The sequence below is a fragment of the Qipengyuania sp. HL-TH1 genome (genome assembly GCF_036365825.1).
Classification (GTDB): domain Bacteria; phylum Pseudomonadota; class Alphaproteobacteria; order Sphingomonadales; family Sphingomonadaceae; genus Qipengyuania; species Qipengyuania profunda.
Genome location: NZ_CP142675.1, coordinates 2,717,392 through 2,741,465 on the forward strand (window position 1 = coordinate 2,717,392; position 24,074 = coordinate 2,741,465).

The 24,074-nt window shown below is 65.5% G+C and carries 21 protein-coding genes; 10 read left to right on the forward strand and 11 right to left on the reverse strand.

What is annotated here, in order from left to right; genetic code table 11:
- On the forward strand, nt 1–495 hold the full coding sequence (locus VWN43_RS13860; protein ID WP_320181344.1) for an FKBP-type peptidyl-prolyl cis-trans isomerase: 495 nt from the start codon (nt 1–3) through the stop codon (nt 493–495).
- A gap of 78 nt (nt 496–573) precedes the next feature.
- Nucleotides 574–1,257 carry an NnrU family protein gene (locus VWN43_RS13865; protein ID WP_320181343.1) on the forward strand — a complete coding sequence of 228 codons (684 nt, stop codon included), beginning with the start codon at nt 574–576 and terminating at the stop codon, nt 1,255–1,257.
- Between the two features lie 7 nt (nt 1,258–1,264).
- Here the strand turns inward: VWN43_RS13865 and VWN43_RS13870 are convergent, their stop codons facing one another.
- The 9 genes from VWN43_RS13870 to rpe all read right to left on the reverse strand — a co-directional run bounded on the left by VWN43_RS13870 (nt 1,265) and on the right by rpe (nt 10,615).
- The gene (locus VWN43_RS13870) at nt 1,265–2,038 is read right to left on the reverse strand and encodes a hypothetical protein (protein WP_320181342.1); all 774 of its coding nucleotides are present in this window, start codon (nt 2,036–2,038) and stop codon (nt 1,265–1,267) included.
- A gap of 73 nt (nt 2,039–2,111) precedes the next feature.
- Entirely contained in the window at nt 2,112–2,909 is a 798-nt protein-coding gene (locus tag VWN43_RS13875) for a crotonase/enoyl-CoA hydratase family protein (RefSeq protein ID WP_253521212.1), read from the reverse strand.
- 149 nt (nt 2,910–3,058) lie between these two features.
- Entirely contained in the window at nt 3,059–4,981 is a 1,923-nt protein-coding gene (dxs, locus tag VWN43_RS13880; protein WP_320181341.1) for a 1-deoxy-D-xylulose-5-phosphate synthase, read from the reverse strand.
- A 79-nt stretch (nt 4,982–5,060) separates the two neighbouring features.
- Nucleotides 5,061–5,528: a Fur family transcriptional regulator gene (locus tag VWN43_RS13885; protein ID WP_320181340.1), complete on the reverse strand. Its 468-nt coding sequence runs from the start codon at nt 5,526–5,528 to the stop codon at nt 5,061–5,063.
- Nucleotides 5,529–5,565: 37 nt separating this feature from the next.
- A complete protein-coding gene (gene msrA, locus VWN43_RS13890; RefSeq protein WP_320181339.1) occupies nt 5,566–6,246 on the reverse strand; it encodes a peptide-methionine (S)-S-oxide reductase MsrA in 681 nt (226 codons plus the stop codon).
- Nucleotides 6,246–6,377 carry a hypothetical protein gene (locus VWN43_RS13895; RefSeq protein WP_301298842.1) on the reverse strand — a complete coding sequence of 44 codons (132 nt, stop codon included), beginning with the start codon at nt 6,375–6,377 and terminating at the stop codon, nt 6,246–6,248. The genes msrA and VWN43_RS13895 overlap by 1 nt, the downstream gene beginning before the upstream one ends.
- Before the next feature lie 123 nt (nt 6,378–6,500).
- A complete protein-coding gene (gene purH / locus VWN43_RS13900) occupies nt 6,501–8,087 on the reverse strand; it encodes a bifunctional phosphoribosylaminoimidazolecarboxamide formyltransferase/IMP cyclohydrolase (RefSeq protein WP_320181338.1) in 1,587 nt (528 codons plus the stop codon).
- 6 nt (nt 8,088–8,093) lie between these two features.
- Nucleotides 8,094–9,872 (reverse strand): heparinase II/III family protein, encoded by a 1,779-nt coding sequence (locus VWN43_RS13905; protein ID WP_420493544.1) that lies wholly within the window; start codon nt 9,870–9,872, stop codon nt 8,094–8,096.
- Between the two features lie 80 nt (nt 9,873–9,952).
- Nucleotides 9,953–10,615 carry a ribulose-phosphate 3-epimerase gene (gene rpe, locus VWN43_RS13910; RefSeq protein ID WP_320181336.1) on the reverse strand — a complete coding sequence of 221 codons (663 nt, stop codon included), beginning with the start codon at nt 10,613–10,615 and terminating at the stop codon, nt 9,953–9,955.
- Nucleotides 10,616–10,888: 273 nt separating this feature from the next.
- On the opposite strand from rpe, the gene VWN43_RS13915 reads away from it, so the two are divergent.
- Nucleotides 10,889–11,386, forward strand: a complete 498-nt coding sequence (locus VWN43_RS13915; RefSeq protein WP_320181335.1) for a DUF2141 domain-containing protein — start codon at nt 10,889–10,891, stop codon at nt 11,384–11,386.
- Here the strand turns inward: VWN43_RS13915 and VWN43_RS13920 are convergent.
- Together VWN43_RS13920 and VWN43_RS13925 are read right to left on the reverse strand one after the other, a co-directional pair.
- Nucleotides 11,383–12,273: a hypothetical protein gene (locus tag VWN43_RS13920; RefSeq protein ID WP_320181334.1), complete on the reverse strand. Its 891-nt coding sequence runs from the start codon at nt 12,271–12,273 to the stop codon at nt 11,383–11,385. The genes VWN43_RS13915 and VWN43_RS13920 overlap by 4 nt on opposite strands.
- Nucleotides 12,270–13,307 carry a diacylglycerol/lipid kinase family protein gene (locus tag VWN43_RS13925; RefSeq protein ID WP_320181333.1) on the reverse strand — a complete coding sequence of 346 codons (1,038 nt, stop codon included), beginning with the start codon at nt 13,305–13,307 and terminating at the stop codon, nt 12,270–12,272. Before VWN43_RS13925 ends, VWN43_RS13920 begins: the two co-directional genes overlap by 4 nt.
- A gap of 506 nt (nt 13,308–13,813) precedes the next feature.
- Here VWN43_RS13925 and VWN43_RS13930 point away from each other — a divergent pair.
- The 7 genes from VWN43_RS13930 (at nt 13,814) to VWN43_RS13960 (ending at nt 24,071) form a co-directional block, all read left to right on the forward strand.
- Nucleotides 13,814–16,840, forward strand: coding sequence for a TonB-dependent receptor (locus tag VWN43_RS13930; RefSeq protein WP_320181332.1), 3,027 nt, complete (start codon nt 13,814–13,816; stop codon nt 16,838–16,840).
- 112 nt (nt 16,841–16,952) lie between these two features.
- Nucleotides 16,953–18,503 (forward strand): tryptophan halogenase family protein, encoded by a 1,551-nt coding sequence (locus tag VWN43_RS13935; RefSeq protein WP_320181331.1) that lies wholly within the window; start codon nt 16,953–16,955, stop codon nt 18,501–18,503.
- Nucleotides 18,504–18,505: 2 nt separating this feature from the next.
- The gene (locus VWN43_RS13940; protein ID WP_320181330.1) at nt 18,506–19,225 is read left to right on the forward strand and encodes a SapC family protein; all 720 of its coding nucleotides are present in this window, start codon (nt 18,506–18,508) and stop codon (nt 19,223–19,225) included.
- Complete coding sequence (locus VWN43_RS13945; RefSeq protein ID WP_320181329.1) at nt 19,218–20,249, forward strand: cupin-like domain-containing protein; 1,032 nt, start codon at nt 19,218–19,220, stop codon at nt 20,247–20,249. Before VWN43_RS13940 ends, VWN43_RS13945 begins: the two co-directional genes overlap by 8 nt.
- On the forward strand, nt 20,246–21,748 hold the full coding sequence (locus VWN43_RS13950) for a tryptophan halogenase family protein (protein WP_253521181.1): 1,503 nt from the start codon (nt 20,246–20,248) through the stop codon (nt 21,746–21,748). Before VWN43_RS13945 ends, VWN43_RS13950 begins: the two co-directional genes overlap by 4 nt.
- Before the next feature lie 65 nt (nt 21,749–21,813).
- Nucleotides 21,814–22,875, forward strand: coding sequence for a LacI family DNA-binding transcriptional regulator (locus VWN43_RS13955; RefSeq protein WP_320181328.1), 1,062 nt, complete (start codon nt 21,814–21,816; stop codon nt 22,873–22,875).
- The gene (locus VWN43_RS13960) at nt 22,872–24,071 is read left to right on the forward strand and encodes an MFS transporter (protein WP_320181327.1); all 1,200 of its coding nucleotides are present in this window, start codon (nt 22,872–22,874) and stop codon (nt 24,069–24,071) included. The genes VWN43_RS13955 and VWN43_RS13960 overlap by 4 nt, the downstream gene beginning before the upstream one ends.
- Nucleotides 24,072–24,074: the final 3 nt, after the last annotated feature.

Consider the following 24,074-nt stretch of genomic DNA (forward strand, 5'->3'; position numbering starts at 1 on the left):
ATGCGCACCACCCTGCTCGCGCTGGGCGCGGCCGCCGCCGCAGTTGGCTTCCATGCGCTATCCGCGCAGGATACGCCGCCCGATCGGTCGCAGGACATCGCCTGGATGAATGCGCAGCAAGCCTATCTCGGCGGACTGTCGCATGAGGACGGCTGGCGCGCGATGCCGGCCGGGCTCAAGTGGCGCTATGTCGACTATGCGGGCAGCGGCGACAAGCCGCGCGTCGAGGATACGGTGACCGTGCATTACGCGGGTACCTTCCTCGATGGCGAGACCTTCGACAGCAGTTTCGACCGCGGCGAACCGGCGACTTTCCCATTGGGCCGGCTGATCAAGGCATGGCAGATGGCGATCCCCGAAATGGGCGTGGGCGACACGATCGAGATCGCCGCACCCGCCGACCTCGCCTATGGGCCAGGCGGCAAGGGGCCGATCCCCGGCGGGGCGACGCTGCTGTTCACCGTCCAGCTGCTCGGGATCGAACCCGCCGCATAATCCAGCCACCGCGATTGCCGCTTGCTTCGCAGTCCGGTTCTGCTATCCATGTTGACGCTGTAAACATGGGAGTCGGTCATGGATCAGGCCTTGGTTTCGCTGCTCGCCGCTTCACTCGCCTTTGTCGGAATGCATTTTGCGCTGTCGCACCCCCTACGTGCGCCGCTGGTCGGCGCGCTGGGCGAGAATGGCTTTCGCGCGCTCTATTCGCTGGTTGCGCTCGCGACATTCGTCTGGGCGGCAATGGCGTTTCGTGCGGTCGGGCCGGGCGGGCTCTCCTTGTGGAACGGATCGGGTGACCTCCTATGGGCGATTGCCACGGTGATCATGTTGCTTGCTTCGGTCCTGCTGGCGGGGTCGTTCCAGCGCAATCCCGCGCTGCCCGATCCGCGCGCGGCGGCGCATGCCGCGCTTGCTCCCCACGGCGTCTTCCATGTCACGCGGCACCCGATGATGTGGTCGATCGCGCTGTGGGCCGCGACGCATATCCTGCTCAGCCCGACGCCGCGCCAGATCATTCTCGCGGGCGCGATCGGCCTGCTGGCGCTGCTCGGGGCGCATCTGCAGGACCGCAAGAAGGAAAGCCAAATGGGCGACGCATGGACCGGGTGGGAAGAACGGACCAGCTATTGGCCGCGCTTCGGCGGGCTGGCGAGGGCGGGCGCTATCGCCTGGATCGGCGGGTTCATCATCTGGCTCGCCGCGACCTATGCCCACATTCACGCCAATGGCATTCCTGCAGGACTGTGGCGCTGGCTGTAACAAGCCTTTATTCGTCGAGGCACCGCCGCTCGTCCTGGCAGGCGCGCATGTCTTCCCGCGACTGGCGGTCGATGGCGACGAACCCATCCCACTCGCGTCCGTTCATCCGGCTGATTTCGGCAGTGACGTAGTCATATCGCTCCACCGCCTCATCCGAGGTACGCAGCCGCAAGGCGGCTTCAGCGGTGTCGAGATTGACCTGATAGGTGGCCTTTGCGCCATAGACGGGGGCGACATATTCACGGCGGAAGGCGGCCAGCGCATCGCCGCACTCACGCGCCGCCGCCGACGATATTTCAGGGCGCGAGCGCTGGCGCAGCGGGTCGAGGCAGGTCGGATATGGCTGGCGGCCCGCGCAGGTGAAGGCAGGGGGCTCACCCAGTTGCTCGTCTGCCCAGCTGGTCAGCGACTGGGGGACCGAGACAGTACACGCCTCAGCCAGCGGACCGGGATCGGGGGGCTTAGGTGTTTCTGTCGGCGTGGGGCGGGGGGTCGGCGTGGGTGAGCCGGTCGGCAGGAACGGTGAAGGCGTCGAACTGGGTGATACGGTCGGGGTCGGTTCGGGTGGAGGCGGCGTATCGCGTCCGCTGCCGAACTCCAGGGTCGCAAAACCGACCACGCCGCCGACCAGCGGGAAGACGACCGAGCGTTTGAGCCATTTGCCCGTTTCCTCGTCGCGGGGGTGCCACCAGCCGACCAGCGCGGCGAACCCGAGCAGGACGACGCCGACGAACAGGCCGACGCAGGTCCAGACGATGACTTCGAGCACTCCTACGGGCATGCTATCCCCCTCGCGGGCAAAGTCTCTCCGATTTTACCGCAACTGGCAAGCCGCAGGCGGGCGCTACGCCGCGTCAGTCGCCCGTGAATTTGGCGGCGCGCTTCTCGATCAGCGCATCCACCCCTTCCATGTGGTCCTGGGTCAGATGCATCAGCGCCTGCGTGTTGGCCGCCATTTCGAGCGCGGTGTCATAGGTCACCGACCGCCCCTGCCGCATCAGGTTCTTGGCATGGCGCAGCGCATGCGGGGGCATCGCGGCAACCCTGGCCGCGAGCGCGTGCGCCTCGTCCATCAGCGCCTCGCCCTCGACCACGCGGCTGACGAGACCCCAGTCACGCGCGGTGGCCGCGTCGATCACATCGCCGGTGTAGAACAGTTCGGAAGCGCGCGCCTCGCCGATGATCCGCGGCAGGATCCAGGTCCCGCCATCGCCGGGAATGATCCCGAGCTTGAGGAAAGTGACGCCGAATTTCGCGCGGTCGCTCGCGATACGCATATCGGCGAGGCAGGCGAGGTCGCAGCCCAGCCCGATCGCCGGCCCGTTGACCGCGGCAATCAGCGGCACGCGCAGACCGTAGAGCGCGCGCAGCACCTTGTGGATGTTGTTGCGGTAGCCGTCGGATATCTCGGGCGCGGTCCCGCCGAAGGTCCCGGTCCGCTCCTTCATCGCCTTGATATCGCCGCCCGCGCTGAACGCGCGCCCCGCGCCCGTCAGGATCACGCAGCGCACCTCCATATCCGCATTGATCGCATCGCAGGCGGCGGCGAAGGCATCCCCGTCACCCGTGGCCCCAAGCGGGTTCATCGTGTCGGGACGATTGAGCGTAAGCGTGGTGACGTGATTCGACGTGTCGGTAGTCAGCAGGGTCATGCAGCCTCTCTTTCACCGACCGTCCTGCCACTCCCGGCGGCGCTGCGAAAGAGTTAGCACCCAGCTGGCATCGTATGATGCCCGCGATTTTTTAGCTTCCCGGCAGGGGAAGGATCAGGCTGGGGGAAGAGGCCGCCCCAAATCGCCGGTCAGGCGCGCGCTTCTTCCACTCCGGTGCTGTTGTGGCGCAATGCTGCGAGCACCGTGTCGACGATCTGCGGGGCGTTGAGGCCCGCTTCGTCATATTGCTTCGCCGGGTCGTTCTGGTCCTGGAACGTGTCGGGCAGACGCATGGTGCGCACCTTGAGCCCGGCATCGGTCAGGCCCGTGTCGCTCGCGAAGGTCAGCACATGCGCGCCAAGGCCGCCCACGGCGCCTTCCTCGACCGTGACCACCACTTCGTGGCTGCGCATCAGCTTCTCGATCAAGCCGGTGTCGAGCGGCTTGGCGAACCGCATATCGGCGACGGTCGTCGACAGGCCCTTGGCCTCGAGCTGGTCGGCGGCTTTCTTGGCCTCCTCCAGCCGCGCGCCGAGCGACAGGATCGCCACCTTGGTGCCGTCGCGCACGATGCGGCCCTTGCCAATGGCAAGCTTTTCCAGCTTCTCGGGAATCTCAACGCCCGTGCCCGCACCGCGCGGGTAGCGGAAGGCGATCGGCCCGTCGTCATACTCGGCTGCGGTATAGGTCATCGCGGCCAGTTCGGCTTCGTCGGCGGCGGCCATGACGACGAAATTGGGCAGCGTCGCGAGATAGGTGATGTCGAAGCTGCCGGCATGCGTGCAGCCATCCGCGCCGACCAGACCGGCGCGGTCGATCGCAAAGCGCACGGGCAGGTTCTGGATCGCCACATCGTGCACCACCTGGTCGTAGGCGCGCTGGAGGAAGGTCGAATAGATCGCGGCGAAGGGGCGCATACCCTCGGCGGCGAGACCTGCAGCGAAAGTCACCCCGTGCTGTTCGGCGATGCCGACGTCGAAGGCCCTGCCAGGATGCGCCTGCGCAAATTTGTCGACGCCGGTGCCGCTGGGCATGGCGGCGGTGATGGCGCAGATGCGCGGGTCGCTATCGGCGAGCTTCGCCAGCGTTTCGCCAAAGACGTTCTGATAGGCGGGCGGGCCGCCCTTGGATTTCTTCTGTTCGCCGGTGACGACATCGAACTTGGCGACCCCGTGGTATTTGTCGGCGCTGTTTTCGGCCGGGGCATAGCCCTTGCCCTTCTGCGTCACGACATGGATCAGCACCGGGCCCTGTTCGCTGTCGCGGACGTTCTCGAGCACCGGGATGAGGTGATCGAGATTGTGCCCGTCGATCGGGCCGACATAATAGAAGCCGAGTTCCTCGAACAGCGTGCCGCCGGTCGCCATGCCGCGGGCGTATTCCTCGGCCTTTTCCAGCCCGCCCCAGACGCGTCGGCCGAGCTTCTTGGCGAGTTTCGACGCCATCGAACGCAGGCCGAGATACTCGCTGCTCGACACCATCCGCGCGAGATAGGCGGACAGGCCGCCCACCGGCGGCGCGATCGACATGTCGTTGTCGTTGAGGATGACGACCAGCCGGTTGCCCGCCTGTTCGGCATTGTTCATCGCTTCATAGGCCATGCCCGCGCTCATCGCGCCGTCGCCGATCACCGCGATCCCGCGACCGGCCCGGTTCTGCATCTTGTTGGCCATGGCGAAGCCGAGCGCTGCGCTGATCGAGGTCGAGCTATGCGCCGCACCAAACGGATCGTATTCGCTTTCGCTGCGCTTGGTGAACCCGCTCAGCCCGCCGCCCTGGCGCAACGTGCGGATGCGATCGCGGCGCCCGGTCAGGATCTTGTGCGGATAGCATTGGTGGCCGACGTCCCACACCAGCTTGTCCTGCGGCGTGTCGAAAACATAATGGATTGCGGTGGTCAGCTCGACCACGCCCAGTCCCGATCCCAGATGGCCCCCGGTGGTGCCGACGGCGTCGATCATTTCGGCGCGCAATTCGTCGGACAGCTGGCGGAGCTGGTCCTTGCCCAGCTTGCGCAGATCGTCGGGTGTATTAACCGTATCGAGGAGGGGGGTCTTGGGGCGACTTGTCATGCGGACAAGCTCTACACTCGCGAAACGCAACTGTCGATGAACGCTTTATCGCCGCAAATGAACGGTTTGACGGCGCGCCTCAGCGCGCGCAATCGTCGCATAGCCCGCGCAGTTCGACCACCGGGCGGACATCGGTGAAGCCCGCGTCCTGCCCCGCCACGCGCAGCGCGCCGGTGACGCGGTCGTCGTCGATATGCGTGGCCTTGCCGCAATCGTCGCAGATCAGGAAGATACAGTCGTGGCGGCACCCCGGATGGGTGTTGACCAGATAGGCATTGGCGCTCTCGATCCGGTTGGCAAGATTGGTGCGCACGAACAGGTCGAGGATCCGGTAGACGCTGTTGGGCGCGACCCGCTTGCCGCGGCTCTGCGAGAGATTGTCGGCAATGTCATAGGCGCTGGCCGGCTTGTCGTGGCGGGCAAGCTCCTCGAACACCGACTGACGCATGCCGGTCCATTGCTCGCCATTGTCGGTCAGCGTGTGACGGGCCGCCTCGATGAGGTCGTCGCCTTCGTGTTCGGTGTGTGCATGCGCATGTCTGGCCATGCGCGAAGAAGTAGGCGCGCGAGCCGCCTATCGCAAGTTAGTCGCGCCGGAAGCTCGCCGAGTAGACACCCGGATACATCGCCTTGAGCGCCTTCACCTTGGGCGCATCCCAACGCACGATATAGCTGTGGCGCGGGTTCTTGAGCATGAAGTCCTGGTGGTAGTTTTCGGCCGGATAGAAGGCCTGCGCGCGTTCGATCCGCGTGACGATCGGGCGGTTCCACAGCTTTGCCGCGGTCAGTTGCGCGATATAGGTCTTGGCGACGGTGTTCTGTTCGGCTGACATGGGGACGATGGCCCCGCGGTAGTGTGCGCCGCGGTCCGGGCCCTGCCGGTTCAACTGGGTCGGATCGGCGACCACCGAGAAATAGATCCGCAGGAGCTGGTCATAGCGGACTATCTTGGGATCATAGGTGACCTTCACGGCCTCGGCGTGATCGGTGATGCCGCTGGAGACGAGCTTGTAGCTCGCCTGCCGCTCGGTCCCGCCATGATAGCCGGAAACCGCGCTGGTCACGCCCTTCACATGGCTGAAAACACCCTCGACACCCCAGAAGCAGCCGCCTGCGAAGATCGCGGTCTTGAGCCCCGGTCCTTCCTTGGCAACACGCTGCGCCTTGGGTGCCGCGACCGCCTGTTCCGCAGCCAGTACCGGTTGCTGACAGGCAGAAGCCCCCAGCGCCAGCATGACGGCGGCAAGGGCGGCGCGCAGGCGCATTACAGGATCGAAGCGACCAACTGCGGCACGGCGGCGAGCCATTCGCTGCCATTGGTCAGTAGAACAGCAACGGCGCCGACACCGAAACCGATGCCGAAATTGCGATAGAGGTCGGGAGTGAACAGGCTCATAGGGGCTTCTTTCGTATGTCTCGCCCAGATGGTTACACCCGCACCTCTTGCAACCGGCTTAATACGCCCGTCGTCGGATGTTCAGCTTCGCTCGTCGAACGCTGACCAAGAAGCGGCCCGGCCTCAGTGACGAAAGTGGCGCATCCCGGTGAAGACCATTGCGAGGCCCCGTTCGTCGGCGGCGGCGATCACCTCGTCATCGCGGATCGATCCGCCCGGCTGGATGATCGCGCTCGCGCCCGCTTCGGCGGCGGCCAGCAGGCCATCGGCAAAGGGGAAGAAGGCGTCGGAGGCGACCGCGCTACCGACCGTGCGGCTCTGCTCCCAGCCGTATTTCTCCGCCGCTTCGGCGGCTTTCATTGCAGCGATGCACGAGGAATCGCGGCGGTTCATCTGGCCGGCCCCGATACCCGCGGTTGCGCCGTCCTTGGCATAGACGATGGCGTTCGATTTGACGTGTCGCGCGATGGTCCAGGCGAACAGGCAGTCCCGCAATTCCTGTTCGGTGGGCTCCCGCCGGGTGACCACCTTGAGATCGGCTTCGGTGATTGCACCATTGTCGCGCGTCTGGACCAGCAGCCCGCCGGTGATCGGCTTGACCGCCAGACCGCCGCGGCGGGGATCGGGGAGGTCGCCGGTAACCAGCAGGCGCAGGTTCTTCTTCTTGGCAAACGCCTCGCGCGCCGCATCGCTGACCGCAGGGGCAATCACGACTTCGGTGAAGATTTCGCAGATCGCCGCTGCGGTTGCGCCATCGAGTTCGGTGTTCACCGCGACGATGCCGCCAAAGGCCGACACGCTGTCGCAGGCGAGCGCGTGGTTCCACGCCTCGAGCAAGGTCGCGGCCTGCGCGACGCCGCAGGGGTTGGCATGCTTGACGATAACCACCGCAGGTTCGCCGCCGGCGAATTCGGCGCACAGTTCCAGCGCGGCATCGGCATCGTTGTAATTGTTGTAGCTCAGCGCCTTGCCCTGCAGCTGCTCGGCCTGCGCGATGCCCCGGGCATGCGGGCCGACCGGCGTGTAGAGCGCCGCCTGCTGGTGCGGGTTCTCGCCATAGCGCAGCTCGACGGGGGCCTTGCCGTTGATTGCGAGGAAGTCGGGAAAGAGCTGCCGCTGGTCCGCGAAAGCGAACCACTGGCTGATCATCGAATCATAGGCAGCGGTGGCCGCAAAGGCCTTGGCCGCGCACTTGCGGCGGAAGTCGAGCGAAGTTGCGCCCGATGCTTCGAGTTCGCTCAGCAGCGCGGGGTAATCCGCCGGATCGGTGACAATGGTGACGAACTGGTGGTTCTTGGCTGCACTGCGAACCATGCTGGGCCCGCCGATATCGATATTCTCGATGATCTCGTCGCGCTCCGCACCCTTCGCCACGGTCGCCTCGAAGGGATAGAGATTGACGACCACGAGGTCGATCGCGCCGATCGCATGCGCTTCCATCGCCGCCGCGTGCTCGGGATTGTCGCGCACGGCGAGCAGGCCGCCATGGACCATCGGGTGGAGCGTCTTGACCCGCCCGTCCATCATCTCGGGAAAGCCGGTGAGATCGGACACGTCGCGCACGTCGAGCCCCGCCTCGCGCAGCGCCTTGGCGGTGCCGCCGGTCGACACCAGTTCCACACCGCGTCCGGCCAGCGCCGTGCCCAGTTCCACCAAGCCGCTCTTGTCGGACACCGAAAGCAGTGCCCGTTTGATCGCCACGTCAGCCACGTAAAATCACCCCATGCGTTTGAGCAGCCAGGGGAAGCGTCCCCCGCTGCGCGATGTCAGTCCTTCGACGACCAGCTGCTTCGTCGCGCGCGGGCGGCCCTGCCCGTCGACCCAGAGGCTGTCCTCGATCGCGATATGCGCCTCGCCGCTATCGCCTCCGAGGCGGAATTGCCAGTAGCTACCGTCGGGCAGCGCGAGCCCCGCACCGCGCCGGTCGTCCGCCAGCCCGGCCTCGATGCCGTGGCCGAGATGGAAACGGATCGCGAAGCTGATCTTCCCGCGCTTGCCCTGCCGGCCCGAGGGTTCGAGCACGTCTTCACCCGACAGGCCGCTGCCGTCGGCGCCCAGCAGCAGCGTCCGCCGGTGGATCAGGCCATAACGCGCCGCATAACCATTGTGCGAAGCCTCCAGCCGCGCGGCATCGCGCCCCTTCTGCTTGACCGCGGTGCGCGCAATATCGACTTCCTCGACGCCCTTCCCGATCTGCCCCTTGATCAGCACTGCGGTCGAATTGGCATCGTCGAGCACCAGCGTCGAATGCGCCGCGCTGCCGCGCAGTCCCTGCTCGATCCGCACGGGCACCAGCCCGCCCGCCAGTTCGGCCCCGCCGCAATTGACGATGATGCGCTGGTCGCCATGCGACAGTTCGAAGGCCAGCGTGGAAGCACAGCCATAGCGCGCGTGGCGCGCGCGTGGCGGCGGCGCGGCGTCGAGCACCAGCGTCGCCTTGCCCGCATCGACGCGCTGGTAGCCCCAGTGGCGGCTTTCCTTGCCCGGCCGCGCGCGAATACCACTCGCCGTTATCAATGCATCGACGCGCGCAGCGGAGGTCGCACCCGCCCCCTGCCAGCTGCCCAGACCCCGGTCGCCCATCCGCAGCGTCAGGAGTGGCGGGACAAGCAGACCGAGCATGGTTTCCAGCGCGGGCGGCGGTTCGCGGTTCACCGCGGCGTAGCAGGCGCGCAGATCGACCAGCAGCGCGATCGCCTCGGCCTGCGCCAGCGGACTGCGCGAGAGCACACCGCCATCTTCGGCGACCAATTCGCCCAGGGCGCGCAGCAGCCCCGCTTCGCCAAACAGGCGGCGCGGGCGGCCATCGGGCAGCAGCAGTCCGGCCGCCACCAGCGCGCACCAGCCGGCCACCTGGCCCAGGCGGTCCTCGGCCCCGGCAACCTGCCGGTCGAGAAAGCGCGCCGTCGCTTCCATCGCTCCGAGCGCGCGGGCGCGCAGCCGTGCATCGCCGCCGAGCAGCAAGGGCGCATGAACCAGCCATGCAAGCAGCCGCAGCCCGGCATGTTCGACCGTCCAGGCGGGGCCCTTGGCGGGGACGGGATTGGCCTTGAGCCAGCGTGCGAGCAGTTTCTCGCCAATCGCAGCGCATTCCTCGCGCGGGGCACAGGCGCCCAGATCGCGCAGCCAGCCAAAGCCCTGCACCGCGCGCTGCACGGGCGGGGTCAGCGGGGCATTGCTGGCGAAATCGAGCTTGTCGACCGGCACCTTGAGCCCGTGGACGAGGAACTGACCGGCGCGCAAAGCCATGCCCGCGGCGCGCTCGCCCTGCAGCGGACTGACCACGGTGGCGAGCAGGCGCGGCGCGGCGGGCTTGCGCAGCGGCGCGGCAAGCACCGAATTGGGCACGCCGAGCCGATAGGCCCAGCGCACGAGGCTATCGACAGGGCCCGCGCGCGGCGGCTGGAAATCGGTGAGGACCAGCGCACGCGCCGGTTCGAGCGGCACCGCGTCGGGCCTGGCGGGCGGGCCGCGGTCGACCAGCGGTTCGGCCATGCCGGTGAGGGGCAGCGCGGGTGCTGTACTGTCGACGGGGGCGCCGCGATCCTCGCGCAGAAGAGTGCGCGCGCCGTGGTTCACGCCTGCCCCTTCAGCGCCGCGATATTGGCCGCATACTTCCCCGGCCCGCCCTTGAAGGTGGCCGAGCCCGCGACCAGCACATCGGCGCCCGCATCGACGCACAGCCGCGCGGTCTCGGCGTTGACGCCGCCATCGACCTCGAGGTGGATCGGCTTGCCCAGCGTCTCGATCCGCTCACGGATCGCCTCGACCTTGCGCAGCTGCGAATGGATAAAGCTCTGCCCGCCGAAACCGGGATTGACGCTCATCACCAGCACCAGATCGACGTCCTCGAGGATATAGTCGAGCGCGTCGAGGCTGGTGCCCGGATTAAGCACCACGCCCGCCTTCTTGCCCAGCGCGGTGATCGCTTGCAGCGTGCGGTGGATATGCGGCCCCGCCTCGGGATGGACAGTGATGATGTCCGCTCCGGCTTCGGCGAAGGCTTCGAGATAGGGATCGATCGGCGCGATCATCAGATGGACGTCGAACGGCTTGTCGGTATGCGGCCGCAGCGCCTTCACCACCGCCGGGCCGATGGTGATATTGGGTACGTAGTGCCCGTCCATCACATCGACATGGATCCAGTCGGCCCCGGCGGCATCGATGGCGCGCACTTCCTCGCCCAGCGCAGCGAAGTCGGCGGACAGGATCGAAGGCGAGATAAGCGGAATGGTCATGCGGGCTGGGGGCCTTGGTCGCGGGTGAGCCTTGGCCAGCCCTACGCGCGCGAAACGAGGGTTAACAAGCGAGCGAGGGGGCCTTTTCCACATGGGCCGTGCATTTGCTCGCACCCGGATGGGCCCAGCATTCGCTTACGGACATCCCGCAGGTGCGAAATTCAGCCGTAATTCAGCGCGGTCTGGTAAACAGCAGGCCATATCGAGGGGTGACAGGCCCTTCACACCCGGCGCCGCGGCGCCGCATCGACCCAGTTGAGACGGATTACCTTTATGAAACGGACGACTTTCGCCACCGCCGGTATCGCGGCGCTTGCCTTTGCGACACTTGCCGCCCCCGCCCCGGCCGAGGCACAATACCGCCAGAAAATCACCAATGACGCCGCCAAATGCGCTGGCGGCGCCGGCCCGGCCGTGCGCGTGACCATTACCGACATCAAGGAAAGCAAGGGCACCATCCGCGTCCAGAGCTATCGCGGGACGAAGGAAGACTGGCTCGAGAAGGGCAAGTGGATCTACCGCATGGAAGCCCCCGCGAAGGCAGGGTCGATGTCCTTCTGCATGCCGCTGCCGCGCCCCGGAACCTATGCAATCGCGGTGCGCCACGACATCAATGGCAATGGCAGCACCGACATCTTCGCCGATGGCGGGGCAATGTCGAACAATCCCAGCATCAACCTCTTCAACCTCGGCAAACCGAGCTACAAGAAGACGGCTTTCGAGGTCGGTTCGGGCGTCGAAAGCATCTCGATCAGGATGCGCTACCGCTAGGAGCGGCGCTTGCGCCATAGTTCGAGCAGCGCGCCGGGAGCGGCGAGCAGCGGATGCTTGGCCCGGAATGGCGTGACCTCCAGCGATATCCCCGTGTGGCGGTGGAGCTTCCACGCGGCATAATCGGCTGCCCCTTCGAAGGTGGTGGTCGCCTTGGCCAGCCGCAGCAGGTTGAGCGGTTTGCCCAGGCGCGCGCGAAGCCGCCACCACGCGAGGATGCGGCGGCGGCGGTCTTCGGACAGATTCGGCCGCAAGGTCGTACCGTCGCGCGAAAAGGCGATCTCCGCCGCCTCCCACGCCAGCGGCAACAGCCCATCGAAATGCGCCGCATTGACCTCGAGGATGGAGTTTTCCCGCCCGGGTTTCTCGACACGGAATTCGGCCTGGTAGGTCGCGCGAAACAGTGCGCGCCAATAGGCCTCCGCCGCCCCTTTTTCGGGTCCGACAGCAGCCGCCAGGCGGCCTGCAGTGGTCGCCGCCCCACCGAGCGCCGCCAACACTCGCCCCCGCGCACCGTCGTCTGCTGACCAGACCAATGCCGAGGGCTGGACAAAGCGCGCCCAGATCGTCGTATCGCGCGATTCCCCGCGCGCGGCGCTATCGAACTGCGCCAGCGACATCGTCGCGATCTTGGCGCGCAATCGCTCGCCCGCATGGTCCCATTCGCGATAGCTGACGCGCGGCCAGATTTTCTCGCGCTGGGGGCCGGGCAGCAGGACATAGAAATCGAGCACGCCTTCGAGCGAGCCGGTCCGCAGGTTCGAACCGTAAAACAGCACTGCCAGCGCCCCGGCGTCCTCGCTTAACCGGCGCGCGAAGGCAGCCACCTCGTCCCGCACCGGGCGGTCGAGTGCGCTTGCGATGCGCTGCGCGAGTGCGCCGCTCACGCGCTGATGAAGGTGAGTTCCGGCCCCTGTGCGACGCGATAGCGCCCCGGGGGGAAGGCCTCGCCGTCGAGAATCACCGGTTCGGCCACGTCGATCGCCAGCGCATCGGCCTCCAGCTGGTGGAGGCCAGCCTTGGCCAGCCAGCGCGGTCGCCAGCCCATCAGGATGACGGGCAGCGCGGCCAACAGGCCCCGCAGCGGATGGTCGAGCAGAGCGAACTTGAGGCCCGATCGCGGGATGCCGAACAGCTCGATACCCATCGGCATGCGCTCGAGCGTCGATGCGAGCAGCACGCTGCGCCGTGCAGGATCGCCATGCGCCGAGCGCGGGACGGGCTTGCCCGAAGGGAGGTAGGTGAGCTGCATCGGCGTGCCGCGGCGCCATTTGTTGCGATTGCTACCGAACAGGCCCTGGATCACGCCCCAGGCGCTGGTCGCGCCCACTGCGAGGCTGTTGAAGAAGCCCAGCGAATGCGCATCCTGTCCCGCCTCGATCCCGAGTGTGAAAGCGCCGGCGCCAAAAATGAAGCCGAGCATGGCCGGATCGTCGTGATCCTCGCGGCTGACCGCAAGCGGGCGGCGGATGATCTGCCGGCCCGAGGCATAAGCCGCAAGTGCGCCTTCGAGCGACCAATCGGCCGGCGCGCCAAGGTCGACGTTGAGCGCATTGGTCTTGCCCTTGGGCAGCACCGCGATCGCGGGCCAGCGATCGGCAAATACGGTCTGGCCCATCGTGAGCACATCGCGCACGGTGCCGTCACCGCCATTGATCACGAGAAAATCGATTCCGTCGCGCGCAAACCCGGCAAGGGCATGGGCGATCTCGTCCCGCGTGCGCGGCTGCGCGACCATGATGCTGTCCGCACCGCTGCAGGCAAGATCCTGCCCGTGGTTGCGATGGCTGCGCGGATTATAGATGATCCCGACACGCGGTTCCGGCGTACGGCGGGCACGGTAAATCGAACGGCGCTTGGGGGCCGACGCCAAGCCGTGCCGCTGGGGCAGGCTGTCGAAGTTGTAGATTACCCGGTCCATCAACCTTGTGCCTTAATCGCCCCCTGCGGCGCCTACCTAGGGCATTTTCGCCAAATTGTAATAGTGGCGCGCCCGATTCTTGGTCGCACGTGCGCAAAAGGCTACAATTGCCCGGGCAATTGTGGCGCTGCGCTGAACCACGCCGCAACGCTACGGCAAGCCCTTGTTGGCGCCATTGGGCCGAAAGAGGACTGCGCCGAAACGCACTCCGCCGCATCCACGTATCGGCTCGGATCTAGAGGTTGCCGCCCGACGCATGCAGTCTTCGCCAGGGCCCAAACGATCTTGGGGGAGCGGGGGCCCAATCTTCCTACGCTCGTAAAGCCGTGGTCGGCGGTGCCACCAGGATGACATGCGCCAACTGCAACATTTTCGCCGCAGTCATGCATTTTTGTGACCAGCCAATTCCAGCCGCGATTGACCAAGTGAACGTTAACATATATATCCTCGATCAAAATCAGGAAGCCTGCGCGCGCTGACGGCGCTTCGCAGGAGAGGGAGGGAAAATGAAGTTCGGCAACAAACAATCACTCGCGCGTTTCATGGCGGGCGCGTCGATCCTGACGCTGGGGGCGGCGGCATCGACTGCCGCTGCACAGGATGTCGGGACAGGTGCTCAGCCTTCCGAGACTGCGCAGGAAGTCGCGGCTGACGATGGCGGCAACGTCATTATCGTTTCGGGCATCCGGGCCAGCCTCCAGGACGCGATGAACATCAAGCGCGATGCGGTCGGTGTGGTCGATGCCATCAGTGCCGAGGACATCGGCAAGTTCCCTGACACCAATCTCGCCGAATCGTTGCAGCGCATTACCGGCGTGTCGATCGATCGCGAAAGCGGCGAAGGCTCGAAGGTCACCGTCCGCGGCTTCGGGCCGGACTTCAACCTCGTACTCCTCAACGGCCGCCAGATGCCGGCATCGGGCCTTGGCTCATGCTGCGAAGCGCCTGCGTCGCGCTCATTCGATTTCGCCAACCTTGCCTCGGAAGGCATTGCGGGCGTCGAAGTCTACAAGTCGGGGCGTGCGACACTTCCCTCCGGCGGCATCGGCTCGGTCATCAATGTGAAAACCCCGCGTCCGCTCGATCGGCCCGGATTCCAGGGTTCGATCGGCGTCAAAGGTGTTCTCGACCACACGTTCGAAAATACCGAAATCACACCCGAGATATCGGGTGTCATCAGCAAGACCTTTGCCGACGACACCTTCGGCATCCTGCTGAGCGGTTCGTACCAGCGCCGCAAGGCGTCGCTCGCCCAGTTCAACGCGGGCTGGCGCGAAGGTTATCTGGGCAGCGACTCCTCGAGCTGGGGTTCGCTGCCGACGACCGGCGGAGTGGAAAACCGCCCGGGTCCGGACGATATCTACCAGACGCCGCAGAACGCCGGTTACGATTTCACCAACATCGACCGGGAGCGTATCAATGGTCAGGCGGTGCTGCAGTTCAGCCCGTCCGACCAGTTTACCGCAACCGTAGACTACACCTTTTCGCAGAACACCATCGATGCGGAAACCAACAGCATTGGGGTCTGGTTCAACCACGGCGCGACCGCCAGCAGTTGGACCGATGGCCCGGTGGCCGGCCCGAACTTCTACGCCGAGGACTTCGGCCCGGGCAAGGACCTCGCGATTACCGGCGCCGTTGCCGCCAACCGCAACACCAACCACTCGCTGGGCGGAAACCTGCAATGGAACCACCCGAGCGGATGGCGCTTCGAACTCGACGCGCACCATTCGACTGCGGAATCCGAACCGACCTCGCCCTTCGGCAGCAACATCGCGGTTGGCAGCGCAATCTTCGGTGTCCAGAATCAGAGCATCGACTTCACCAGCGACATGCCGGTCATCTCCGTGCAGATGTATCCGGGTTCCGAAATCGACGCGTCGAACATCCGGCCTTCCGGCAACGCCTTCCGTACGGCCTACATGAAGGACCGGATCAACGAAGTGCGCCTGTCGGGCGGCAAAGACTTCGACGACGGCTTTATCGAAAGCCTCGATTTCGGGGTAACCTATACCGACAACAAGGTTCGTTCGGCCTACGGCTTCCTTCAGACCGATAGCTGGGGCGGCACGCTGAGCGCAGAAGATACGCCCGACGGCCTGTACACGCTGCAGGACCTGCCGGACGACCTCGCAGGCATGGAAGGATCGCAAGATCCGGCCGTCATTCCGAACTACTTCACGGTTGACACGGTCTCGCTGATCGACCTGCTGGACCGCGAGATCGGCGTCTGTACGACCCCCTGGGTCGGGACCCCGACCGGAGAGGGCTGTCTGGCCGAGTATACCGTCGACCGCCTGCTCAATGAGCGTACGATCGCCCCCTACCTCCAGACCATACATGCCTTCGATATTCTGGCCGACGAGGCTCATTTGCGCCTCGGCCTGCGCTACGAGGCGACCGACGTCTCGAGTTCGGCCCTCGTGCCGTCGCCGGACGGCGCATCGCTCGTATCGTTCAACGAGATTGCGATTGTCGATTCAAACCCGTCGGATACGGTCTTCACGACGCTCAAGGGCAGCTACGACAACTGGCTCCCGGCGATCGATTTCGACATGACGCCGATCCAGGACGTGGTGCTGCGCGCATCGTACAGCCACACCATCACCCGGCCAGCCTACAACAACCTCGACGGTGGTCTCACAGTCAATTCGCCGGCGCGTGTGAGTGGTGGCAGCACCGGCTTCTCGGGCAACCCGGGCCTGCTTCCCTACAAGTCGAAGAACATCGACCTGTCGGCCGAGTGGTACTACGCCCCGGCCAGTTATCTCTCGGTCGGCTACTTCAACAAGAAGGTGTCGAACTTCATCGGCAACTCGATCCGTCAGTCCTCGGCATTCGACCTGCGCGATCCCAGCGCTGGCGCGATCTTCCGGGAGGCCGTTGCGCGGCAGGGAAGCAATGCGCCCTTCGCACCGGACGCGGCCAATCCGGGCGCTTCGATCCTCGACTACGTCGTTGCCAACTATCCGGACGCCGTCGACTATGATGCGGGCGGCATGCCGGTCGGCATCCTTGCCCAGCCCGGCGATCCATTGCTGATCTTCAACATCAGCCAGCCGGGCAACAGCGACCAGAGCGCGACTCTTTCCGGTTGGGAATTCGCGATCACCCACAGCTTCTGGGACACCGGCTTCGGCGTCATCCTGAACTACACGATCGTGAATTCGAACACCGAATACGAGCTGCTGCGTCCGGGCTTCGACCCCGAGCCGCAGTTCGCGGTGACCGGCGTAAGCGACAGTGCCAATGCAGTGCTCTACTACGACAAGGGCGGGTTCCAGGCGCGTGTCGCCTACAACTGGCGCGACGAGTTCCTGTCGGGCTTCGGGACCGATCCGTTCTTCACCGAGGAGTACGGCCAGTTCGATGTCAGCGCGAGCTACGAGTTCGCCAACGGCATCTCGGTCTTTGCCGAGGGCATCAATGTGACCAATGCGGACCGCAAGGGCCACATGCGTGCCGACCAGGCAGTGTACTTCGCCGCCCCGGGCTATGCCCGCTATGCCGGCGGCGTCCGCTCTACCTGGTAACTGCAACCCGGACCCGCAGGTCCGGCCGATATTCGGGCAAGCGAGCCGCACTGCCCGCGCAGTGCGGCTCGCTTTGTATCCTGCGTGATGAGAGGGTATGGACGTCCGATCGATGAGTTCCGAGTTCAACAGGTTGGTGATCGTGGGCGGCGGGACGGCTGGCTGGCTGTCCGCCTGCCTGCTTGCGGCCCGACGGCCCGAGCTCGACGTGACACTCGTCGAGGCACCCGATATCCCGACCATCGGCGTCGGTGAAGGCAGCTGGCCGACACTGCGCGAGACGCTCGCCACGATCGGGATCGACGAAGCCCGTTTCCTCAGCGCTTGCGATGCCTCGTTCAAGCAGGGATCGCGGTTCGATGGCTGGGTGGATGGGTCGGCCGATGACAGCTATTATCATCCCTTCACCCCGCCCGCTTCGGGGCCGATGGCAGACATCCTTTCCGCCTGGTCCGCGCAGCACGGAAAGACAGCTTCCTTTGCCGGGGCCGTGACGCCGCAGATCGCGGTTTGCGATCGCGACCTGGCGCCGCGCCAGCGTGCCATGCCGGCTTTTACGGGCGCGCTCAATTACGGCTACCATCTCGATGCAGGCAAGCTCGGGGCGCTGCTCGCCGAACAGGGTACTGCCCGTCTGGGCGTGACGCACGTTCGCGCCCATGTAACAGGCGTCGAACGCGGCGAAGACGGCCTCCTTGCCAAACTCATGCTGCGCGGCGGCGATACGGTGGAGGGCGATTTCTTTATCGACTGCACCGGCATGGCAGCCCGGCTGATCGGCGACGAGCTTGGCATCGGATGGCGCGACCGGTCGGATGTCTCGTTCAACGATCGCGCGCTGGCCATGCAGGTTCCGGTCGCACCCGGCAGCGCCATCGCATCGCAGACGGTTGGCACAGCGCACAAGGCGGGCTGGCTGTGGGACATCGGCCTGCCCACGCGCCGCGGTATCGGCTGCGTATATTCCTCGCGCTTCCTGTCCGACGAAGACGCCGAGGCAATTCTCGCAGACTATATCACGGCCAAGGTGCCCGGCGCCGATCCAGGCGCACTCGCGCCGCGGAAGCTGCAGTTTGCGACCGGCCATCGCGAACAGTTCTGGCGCGGCAACTGCCTTGCCGTAGGCCTGTCCGCCGGGTTCATCGAACCGCTCGAAGCATCGGCCATCGTGCTGATCGAATTGTCGCTCAAAGCGCTTGCCGATGCCTATCCGCACAGCCGCTCCGCGCTGCCGAGGCTGGCGGACCGGTTCAACGCCCTGTTCCGCTATCGCTGGGACCGGATCGTCGACTTCCTCAAGCTGCACTACGTGCTCAGCAAGCGCGGCGAACCCTATTGGCAGGCGCAGCGCGATCCAGCCACGATCCCGGACTCGCTCGCAGCGCAGCTCGAACTCTGGCGCGATCACCCGCCTTCCGCGGCGGACTTCCCGCAGGTGGACGAGATCTTTTCCGCCTTCAGCCAGCAATATGTCCTGTACGGAATGGGCTTTCCCCTGCCCAGCGCCGCGCGGCCGGCGCCCGGACACGATGCGCTGCGGCGGCTTGCCGAAGTGTCCGAACGCAGCCGCGCGCTCGCCGCTGCGCTGCCGTCCAACCGAACCTATCTCGATACATTGCGCGCGGCCGAGACCGACCGCGGCGCGCAGGGAGCAATCGCCTGATCATGAGCAATCACCAAACCCTCAACAATTCAGACCATGCCGCGCTGCGCGTGCATACCGGTGCTGGCGCGCAGTTCGGCGATGCCGCGATGGCCGCGCTCGTGATTCCGAATGAATTTCGGCAGGTCCAGGTCCATTACCCGATCGTCTTTCGGCGGGATAACGATGGCGGGCGGTTCAATGCGCTTGCCCTGCTCGGGTTCGAGAACGGCGAAAACCTGTTTCTCGAAGGCAGCGAATGGGATGCCGCCTATCGGCCGCTGTCGATGGCGATCCAGCCGTTCCTCGTCGGGCGCCCGGTAGATGAAAGCCACGAGCCCACCGTTCATATCGATATGGATCATCCGCGCATTTCGAGCGATGGCGAAGGCATGCGGCTGTTCGACGAATTCGGCCGGCCGACGCCTTACGTGGAACAGATCTCGGCGCAGCTGGGCGATTTGCATGTAGGCTATCAGGACAGCGCGGCGTTTATCGCGGCGCTCGAACGGTACGAATTGCTCGAACCGTTCAGCTTCGAGGTCACGCTGGCGAACGGCGCCAAGAACACGCTCGTCGGCTTCCACATGATCAATGAAGACAAGCTGCAGCAACTCGACGGCGATGCGCTTGGCGCGCTTCACGCCGACGGCCACCTCATGCCGATCTTCATGGCGGTGGCATCGCTGTCGAACCTGAGCGAGCTGGTCGAGCGCAAGAACAGGCGGGAGGCCCGTGGCTGAAGCCGATCCTTCGATCTTCGCGCAGATGAAACCGGTCGAAGTGCGCGAAGCTGCGGACTTTGCCGCGCTTTCGGCGCTGCTCGACGAGGCCAGCGCGCCATTCGTGGTGCGCGGCCTGGTGAACGACTGGCCACTGGTTGCGGCTGGCCGCGATTCGCCCCGCGCGGCCCGGTCCTACCTGCTGGACAAAGCGCATCCCGTGCCGTTCGAAGTGACGATCGGCCAGCCGGGGCGCGACGGCCGGCTGTTCTACGAAGACGATTTCGCCATGAATTTCCGCCAGGCGCGCGGGAAACTGGCGGATATCTTCCGCGGCTTCGACGACAATGAAGGCCGCGCGGACGCGCCGGCAATCTACCTCACCTCGGTCGATATGAAGCTGTTCTTCGACGGCCTGGCCGATGAAAACCCCTCCCCGGTCCGCGGCCGCGATCCGCGCGAAAGCATCTGGATCGGGACTGATACGCGCGTCGCGGCGCACAATGATTTTCCGCGCAATCTCGCCTGCTGCGCCGTCGGCCGGCGGCGCTTCACGGTGTTCCCGCCTGAACAGTTCCGCAATCTCTATATCGGTCCGCTGGAAAACACGCCCGCGGGCCGCGCGGTCAGTCTGGTCGACTTCCACGATCCGGACCTGGCAGCATTCCCCCGTTTCGCCGAGGCGCTGGCGCATGCCCGGATCGCCGAACTCGAGCCGGGCGATGCGATCTACATCCCGTCGATGTGGTGGCACCATGTCGAAGGGCTGGAGGTCTTCAATGTCCTGGTGAATTACTGGTGGCGCGACACGCCGGGTTTTCTGGGGCAGCCCCAGGACGCGCTCAACCACGCGATATGGGCGCTGCGCGATCTGCCGCAGGAGGAGCGGGCCTTCTGGCGGCAGCTGTTCGATCACTACGTGTTCGAGAACCCGCCCGAGGTGGCCGAGCATATTCCCGAACCGGCGCGCGGCATACTCGCGCCGCTTACCGCCGAAACCGCCAGCCGCATTCGCACCTTCCTGCTGAGGACACTGAACCGATGAGAAGCGATTTCAAACCCCGGCGCATCGTCGTGGCCGGCGGCGGCACCGCGGGCTGGATGGCTGCCGCGGCCATCGCCCACACCATGGGCGATGCGATCGATCTGACGCTGGTCGAAAGCGATGCCATCGGCACCGTCGGGGTCGGCGAGGCTACCATCCCTCCGCTGGTGCTGTTCAACCGCCTGATCGGCATAAGCGAGGCCGATTTCATGCGGGAAACGCAGGCCACCTTCAAACTCGGCATCGAATTCGAGAACTGGAAACGCGACGGCGAGAAATACTTCCATTCTTTCGGCAACACCGGGCGCGACCACTGGTCGGCCGGCTTCCAGCATTTCTGGGCCGAAGGGCGCGAACGCGGCCATACGGTCAGTTACGACGAATATTGCCTCGAGCTTGTCGCCGCCTACGCCAAGAAATTCGCCCATCTGCCCGAAAACGGCCTCAACTACGCCTATCACCTGAACGCGACCGCATATGCCGCCTATCTGCGCCGCATCGCCGAACAGGCCGGGGCGAAGCGCGTCGAGGGCAAGATTGGCAAGGTCGATATCGATGGCGAGACGGGTAATATCGCGGCGATCGGCCTGGAGGACGGGACTCGCCTCGAAGGCGATCTGTTCGTCGATTGCACCGGGTTCCGCGCGTTGCTGATCGAAGGCGCGCTGCATGTCGGCTATGACGACTGGTCGCATTATCTGCCCTGCGACAGCGCGATCGCGGTGCAGACCGAACTGGCCGGCCCCCCGGTGCCCTACACCCGCGCGATCGCGCATGATGCGGGATGGCAATGGCGCATTCCGCTGCAGCACCGGGGCGGAAACGGCATTGTCTATTGCAGCCGCTACCTGTCGCAGGACGCCGCGCATGATCGCCTGATGTCGACGCTCGACGGCAAGCCGATCAGCGAACCGCGCGCAATCCCCTTCACCACCGGCGCACGGCGCAAGCAATGGCACCGCAACTGCATTGCCATCGGCCTGTCGTCCGGCTTCCTGGAACCGCTCGAATCGACGAGCATCCACCTGATCCAGCGGGCGGTCATCCGGCTGTTGCGGATGATGCCGGCAGGCGATGTGAGCGAGCGCGACATTGCCGAATTCAACGACCAGCAGCTGACCGACATGATCCAGGTCCGCGACTTCCTGATCCTGCACTACAAGGCCACCGAGCGGCGCGACAGCCCGTTCTGGCGTCAGTGCGCGACGATGGATATTCCCGACAGTCTGACCCAGAAGATCGAACTGTTCCGCGAAACCGGGCGCGTGTTCCGCAAGAACGAGGAACTGTTCGTCGAGAACAGCTGGATCCAGGTCATGCTGGGTCAGGGGATCATGCCGCGCGCCTTCCACCCGGTCGCCAAGAAGATGACCGACGAAGAGCTGGCGCATTTCCTCCAGACGCTGCGCGAGAAAGTGGCCCGCACCGTTGCGAACCTGCCCGACCACCATGCCTATGTCGCGCAATACTGCGGGGCAAAAACCGCCCAGGCAGCCTAGACCGGGGTTCAATGCCCGGCCGGTTCGTATTAGCACGGTCTGAGTTTCGGGGGGTTAGCTATTCCATGGGCCGGCGGCGCCAGTCAGTGACCATCAAGCACGTCGCAGCCGATGCGGGGGTTTCCCTGCAGACGGTCAGCCGCGTGATCAACAAGGAACCGAACGTACGCCCGGCCATGAAGGAGCGCGTTCAGGCGAGCATCGACAAGCTGGGATATGTCCCCTCGATCGCGGCGCAGCGGATGAGCGGATCGCGGTCCTACCTGATCCTGGCGATCAACGACCGGGACCGCACGATTGCCGATTGGCGGGCCCGCGATGGCCGCGACTGGGTCGACCAGATGCTGCTCGGCGGCATGCTGACCGCGGCCGAGCGCGGCTACCGGATGATCTTCGAACTGATCGATACGCACAGCGACCATGTGGAGCGCGAACTCGGCGCGGCGATCGCGGCTTTGCAGCCCGACGGCGTTATCGTCACACCGCCGCATTCGGAAAACCCGCAGATCACCGGCTTGCTGGCCGAAAACGGCATTCCGTTTGCGCGCATCGGCTCGAAGGAGGATGGGCCAGGTATCGCCATGACCATGGGCGACGAGCTGCTCGCGGGCAAAGCCACCGACCATCTTATCGAACTGGGCCACATGCGCATCGGCTTTATCGCGGGGCCGGACGAATACAGCCTGGCGGGCTGGCGCACCGATGGCTGGCGCGAAGCGATGGGGAATGCCGAGCTCGATTGCGAAGACCTGCTCGAACAGGGCGATTTCGGCTTCGAAAGCGGGCTTGCCGCAGCGCAGGCTTTGCTCGACCGCGAAAATCCCCCGACGGCGATCATCGCCAGCAGCGACCAAATGGCTCTGGCAGCGCTCGATGTGGCCAAGGAACGCGGCCTCCACGTCCCGCGCGATCTGTCGATCGTCAGTTTCGACAACACACCCATCGTGCGCTTCGCCACGCCGTCGCTCACTGCCGTCGACCAGCCGATTGCGCGCACTGCCGCACGGGCGGTCGAATTGCTGATCGATTTCAACAAGCATGGCGCGCCCCAGGCGCCGGTGGTGGTCGAAGGCGAGCTGATCGTCCGTGCCTCCACGGCCCGCGCGCCCACGCGTTCCCGCACTTGAGCCGGGACGCGGGCATAACCCAATCGCGCCGGTTCCTGTGGCTTTACGCGCTCGCGGTAGCCGGCGGCGCGGTATCCTACGTTCCGTTCCTCACCCTGCTGCTGCCTCTCAGAGCCAGCGACATGGCCAGCGCGGGCACGATCGATCTGCTAGCTTACGCCGCCTTCGCCGGGGCGATTGCCGCGAGTTGTGCCAATATCGGCTTCGGCTGGCTGAGCGATGTGACGCGCCGGCGCAAACCGTGGATCGTCGCCGGGATGCTCTCGTCGAGCCTGCTGTTGCTGTGCGTGCCCCTTGCGCAGGACCGGACCCAGCTGCTGATCGCGATCGTCGCGTGGCAATTGGCGGTGAACATGATGCTCGCGCCGCTGGCGGCCTGGGCCGGGGATGTCGTGCCCGACAATCAGAAAGGCTTTCTCGGCGGCCTGCTGGCCTTCGCGCCGACGCTGGGTGCGCTGTCGGGGGCCTTCGTGACCATCCCGGGGCTGGCCGGACCGGACCTGCGCCTTGGCCTCGTCGCGGGACTGGTCGTGGTGATGGTGCTGCCGGTGGTGGTGTTCGGCCGTCCGCGGGCGATGCCGCATCTGATGGCGGACAAGCCGGCAAGCCCGCATGGGCATCGCCGGGCGGCCCGCGACATGGTCGCCCGGATGTGGCTCGCCCGGCTGCTCGTCCAGATCGCCGAAGCGACCATGTTCGCCTATCTGCTGGTGTGGATATCGGGGATCGAGCCGGATTTCGGCGATAGTGACACTGCGCGGATCTTCGCGCTCGTGCTCGGCCTGTCGGTGCCGCTAGCCCTGCTTGCCGGCCGCTGGTCCGATATCCGCAGCCGTCCGATCCTGCCACTGGTGCTGGGTTCGGGGATCGGCAGCATCGGTCTTGCCATCATGGCCCTGTCAGGAGGGCTTGCCGGGGCGCTTTTCGGCTATGTCGTCTTCGGCTTGTCGACCAGCGTATTCCTGGCGCTGCATTCCAGCCAGACGCTGAGGTTTCTTCCCAAACCTGCACGGCGCGGCCGCGATCTCGGCTTTTTCAACCTCACCAACACGGTGCCCAGCCTGATCATGCCATGGCTGACGCTGGCCATGGTCCCGGTGTTCGGTTTCAGCGGGCTCTTCTGGGTTCTTGCCGGGCTCGCCGCGCTGGCAACGCTCCTGCTGGCAACCAGGCTGCGCGGTGAAAACGCCGCTTGATTT

Bases quoted from the DNA above. Each gene is read 5' to 3' on its own strand.
- VWN43_RS13860 (WP_320181344.1), top strand. From the start codon at position 1: ATGCGCACCACCCTGCTCGCGCTGGGCGCGGCCGCCGCCGCAGTTGGC.
- VWN43_RS13865 (WP_320181343.1), top strand. From the start codon at position 574: ATGGATCAGGCCTTGGTTTCGCTGCTCGCCGCTTCACTCGCCTTTGTC.
- VWN43_RS13870 (WP_320181342.1), bottom strand. From the start codon at position 2,038: ATGCCCGTAGGAGTGCTCGAAGTCATCGTCTGGACCTGCGTCGGCCTG.
- VWN43_RS13875 (WP_253521212.1), bottom strand. From the start codon at position 2,909: ATGACCCTGCTGACTACCGACACGTCGAATCACGTCACCACGCTTACG.
- dxs (WP_320181341.1), bottom strand. From the start codon at position 4,981: ATGACAAGTCGCCCCAAGACCCCCCTCCTCGATACGGTTAATACACCC.
- VWN43_RS13885 (WP_320181340.1), bottom strand. From the start codon at position 5,528: ATGGCCAGACATGCGCATGCACACACCGAACACGAAGGCGACGACCTC.
- msrA (WP_320181339.1), bottom strand. From the start codon at position 6,246: ATGCGCCTGCGCGCCGCCCTTGCCGCCGTCATGCTGGCGCTGGGGGCT.
- VWN43_RS13895 (WP_301298842.1), bottom strand. From the start codon at position 6,377: ATGAGCCTGTTCACTCCCGACCTCTATCGCAATTTCGGCATCGGTTTC.
- VWN43_RS13905 (WP_420493544.1), bottom strand. From the start codon at position 9,872: ATGGCCGAACCGCTGGTCGACCGCGGCCCGCCCGCCAGGCCCGACGCG.
- rpe (WP_320181336.1), bottom strand. From the start codon at position 10,615: ATGACCATTCCGCTTATCTCGCCTTCGATCCTGTCCGCCGACTTCGCT.
- VWN43_RS13915 (WP_320181335.1), top strand. From the start codon at position 10,889: ATGAAACGGACGACTTTCGCCACCGCCGGTATCGCGGCGCTTGCCTTT.
- VWN43_RS13925 (WP_320181333.1), bottom strand. From the start codon at position 13,307: ATGGACCGGGTAATCTACAACTTCGACAGCCTGCCCCAGCGGCACGGC.
- VWN43_RS13930 (WP_320181332.1), top strand. From the start codon at position 13,814: ATGAAGTTCGGCAACAAACAATCACTCGCGCGTTTCATGGCGGGCGCG.
- VWN43_RS13935 (WP_320181331.1), top strand. From the start codon at position 16,953: ATGAGTTCCGAGTTCAACAGGTTGGTGATCGTGGGCGGCGGGACGGCT.
- VWN43_RS13940 (WP_320181330.1), top strand. From the start codon at position 18,506: ATGAGCAATCACCAAACCCTCAACAATTCAGACCATGCCGCGCTGCGC.
- VWN43_RS13950 (WP_253521181.1), top strand. From the start codon at position 20,246: ATGAGAAGCGATTTCAAACCCCGGCGCATCGTCGTGGCCGGCGGCGGC.
- VWN43_RS13955 (WP_320181328.1), top strand. From the start codon at position 21,814: ATGGGCCGGCGGCGCCAGTCAGTGACCATCAAGCACGTCGCAGCCGAT.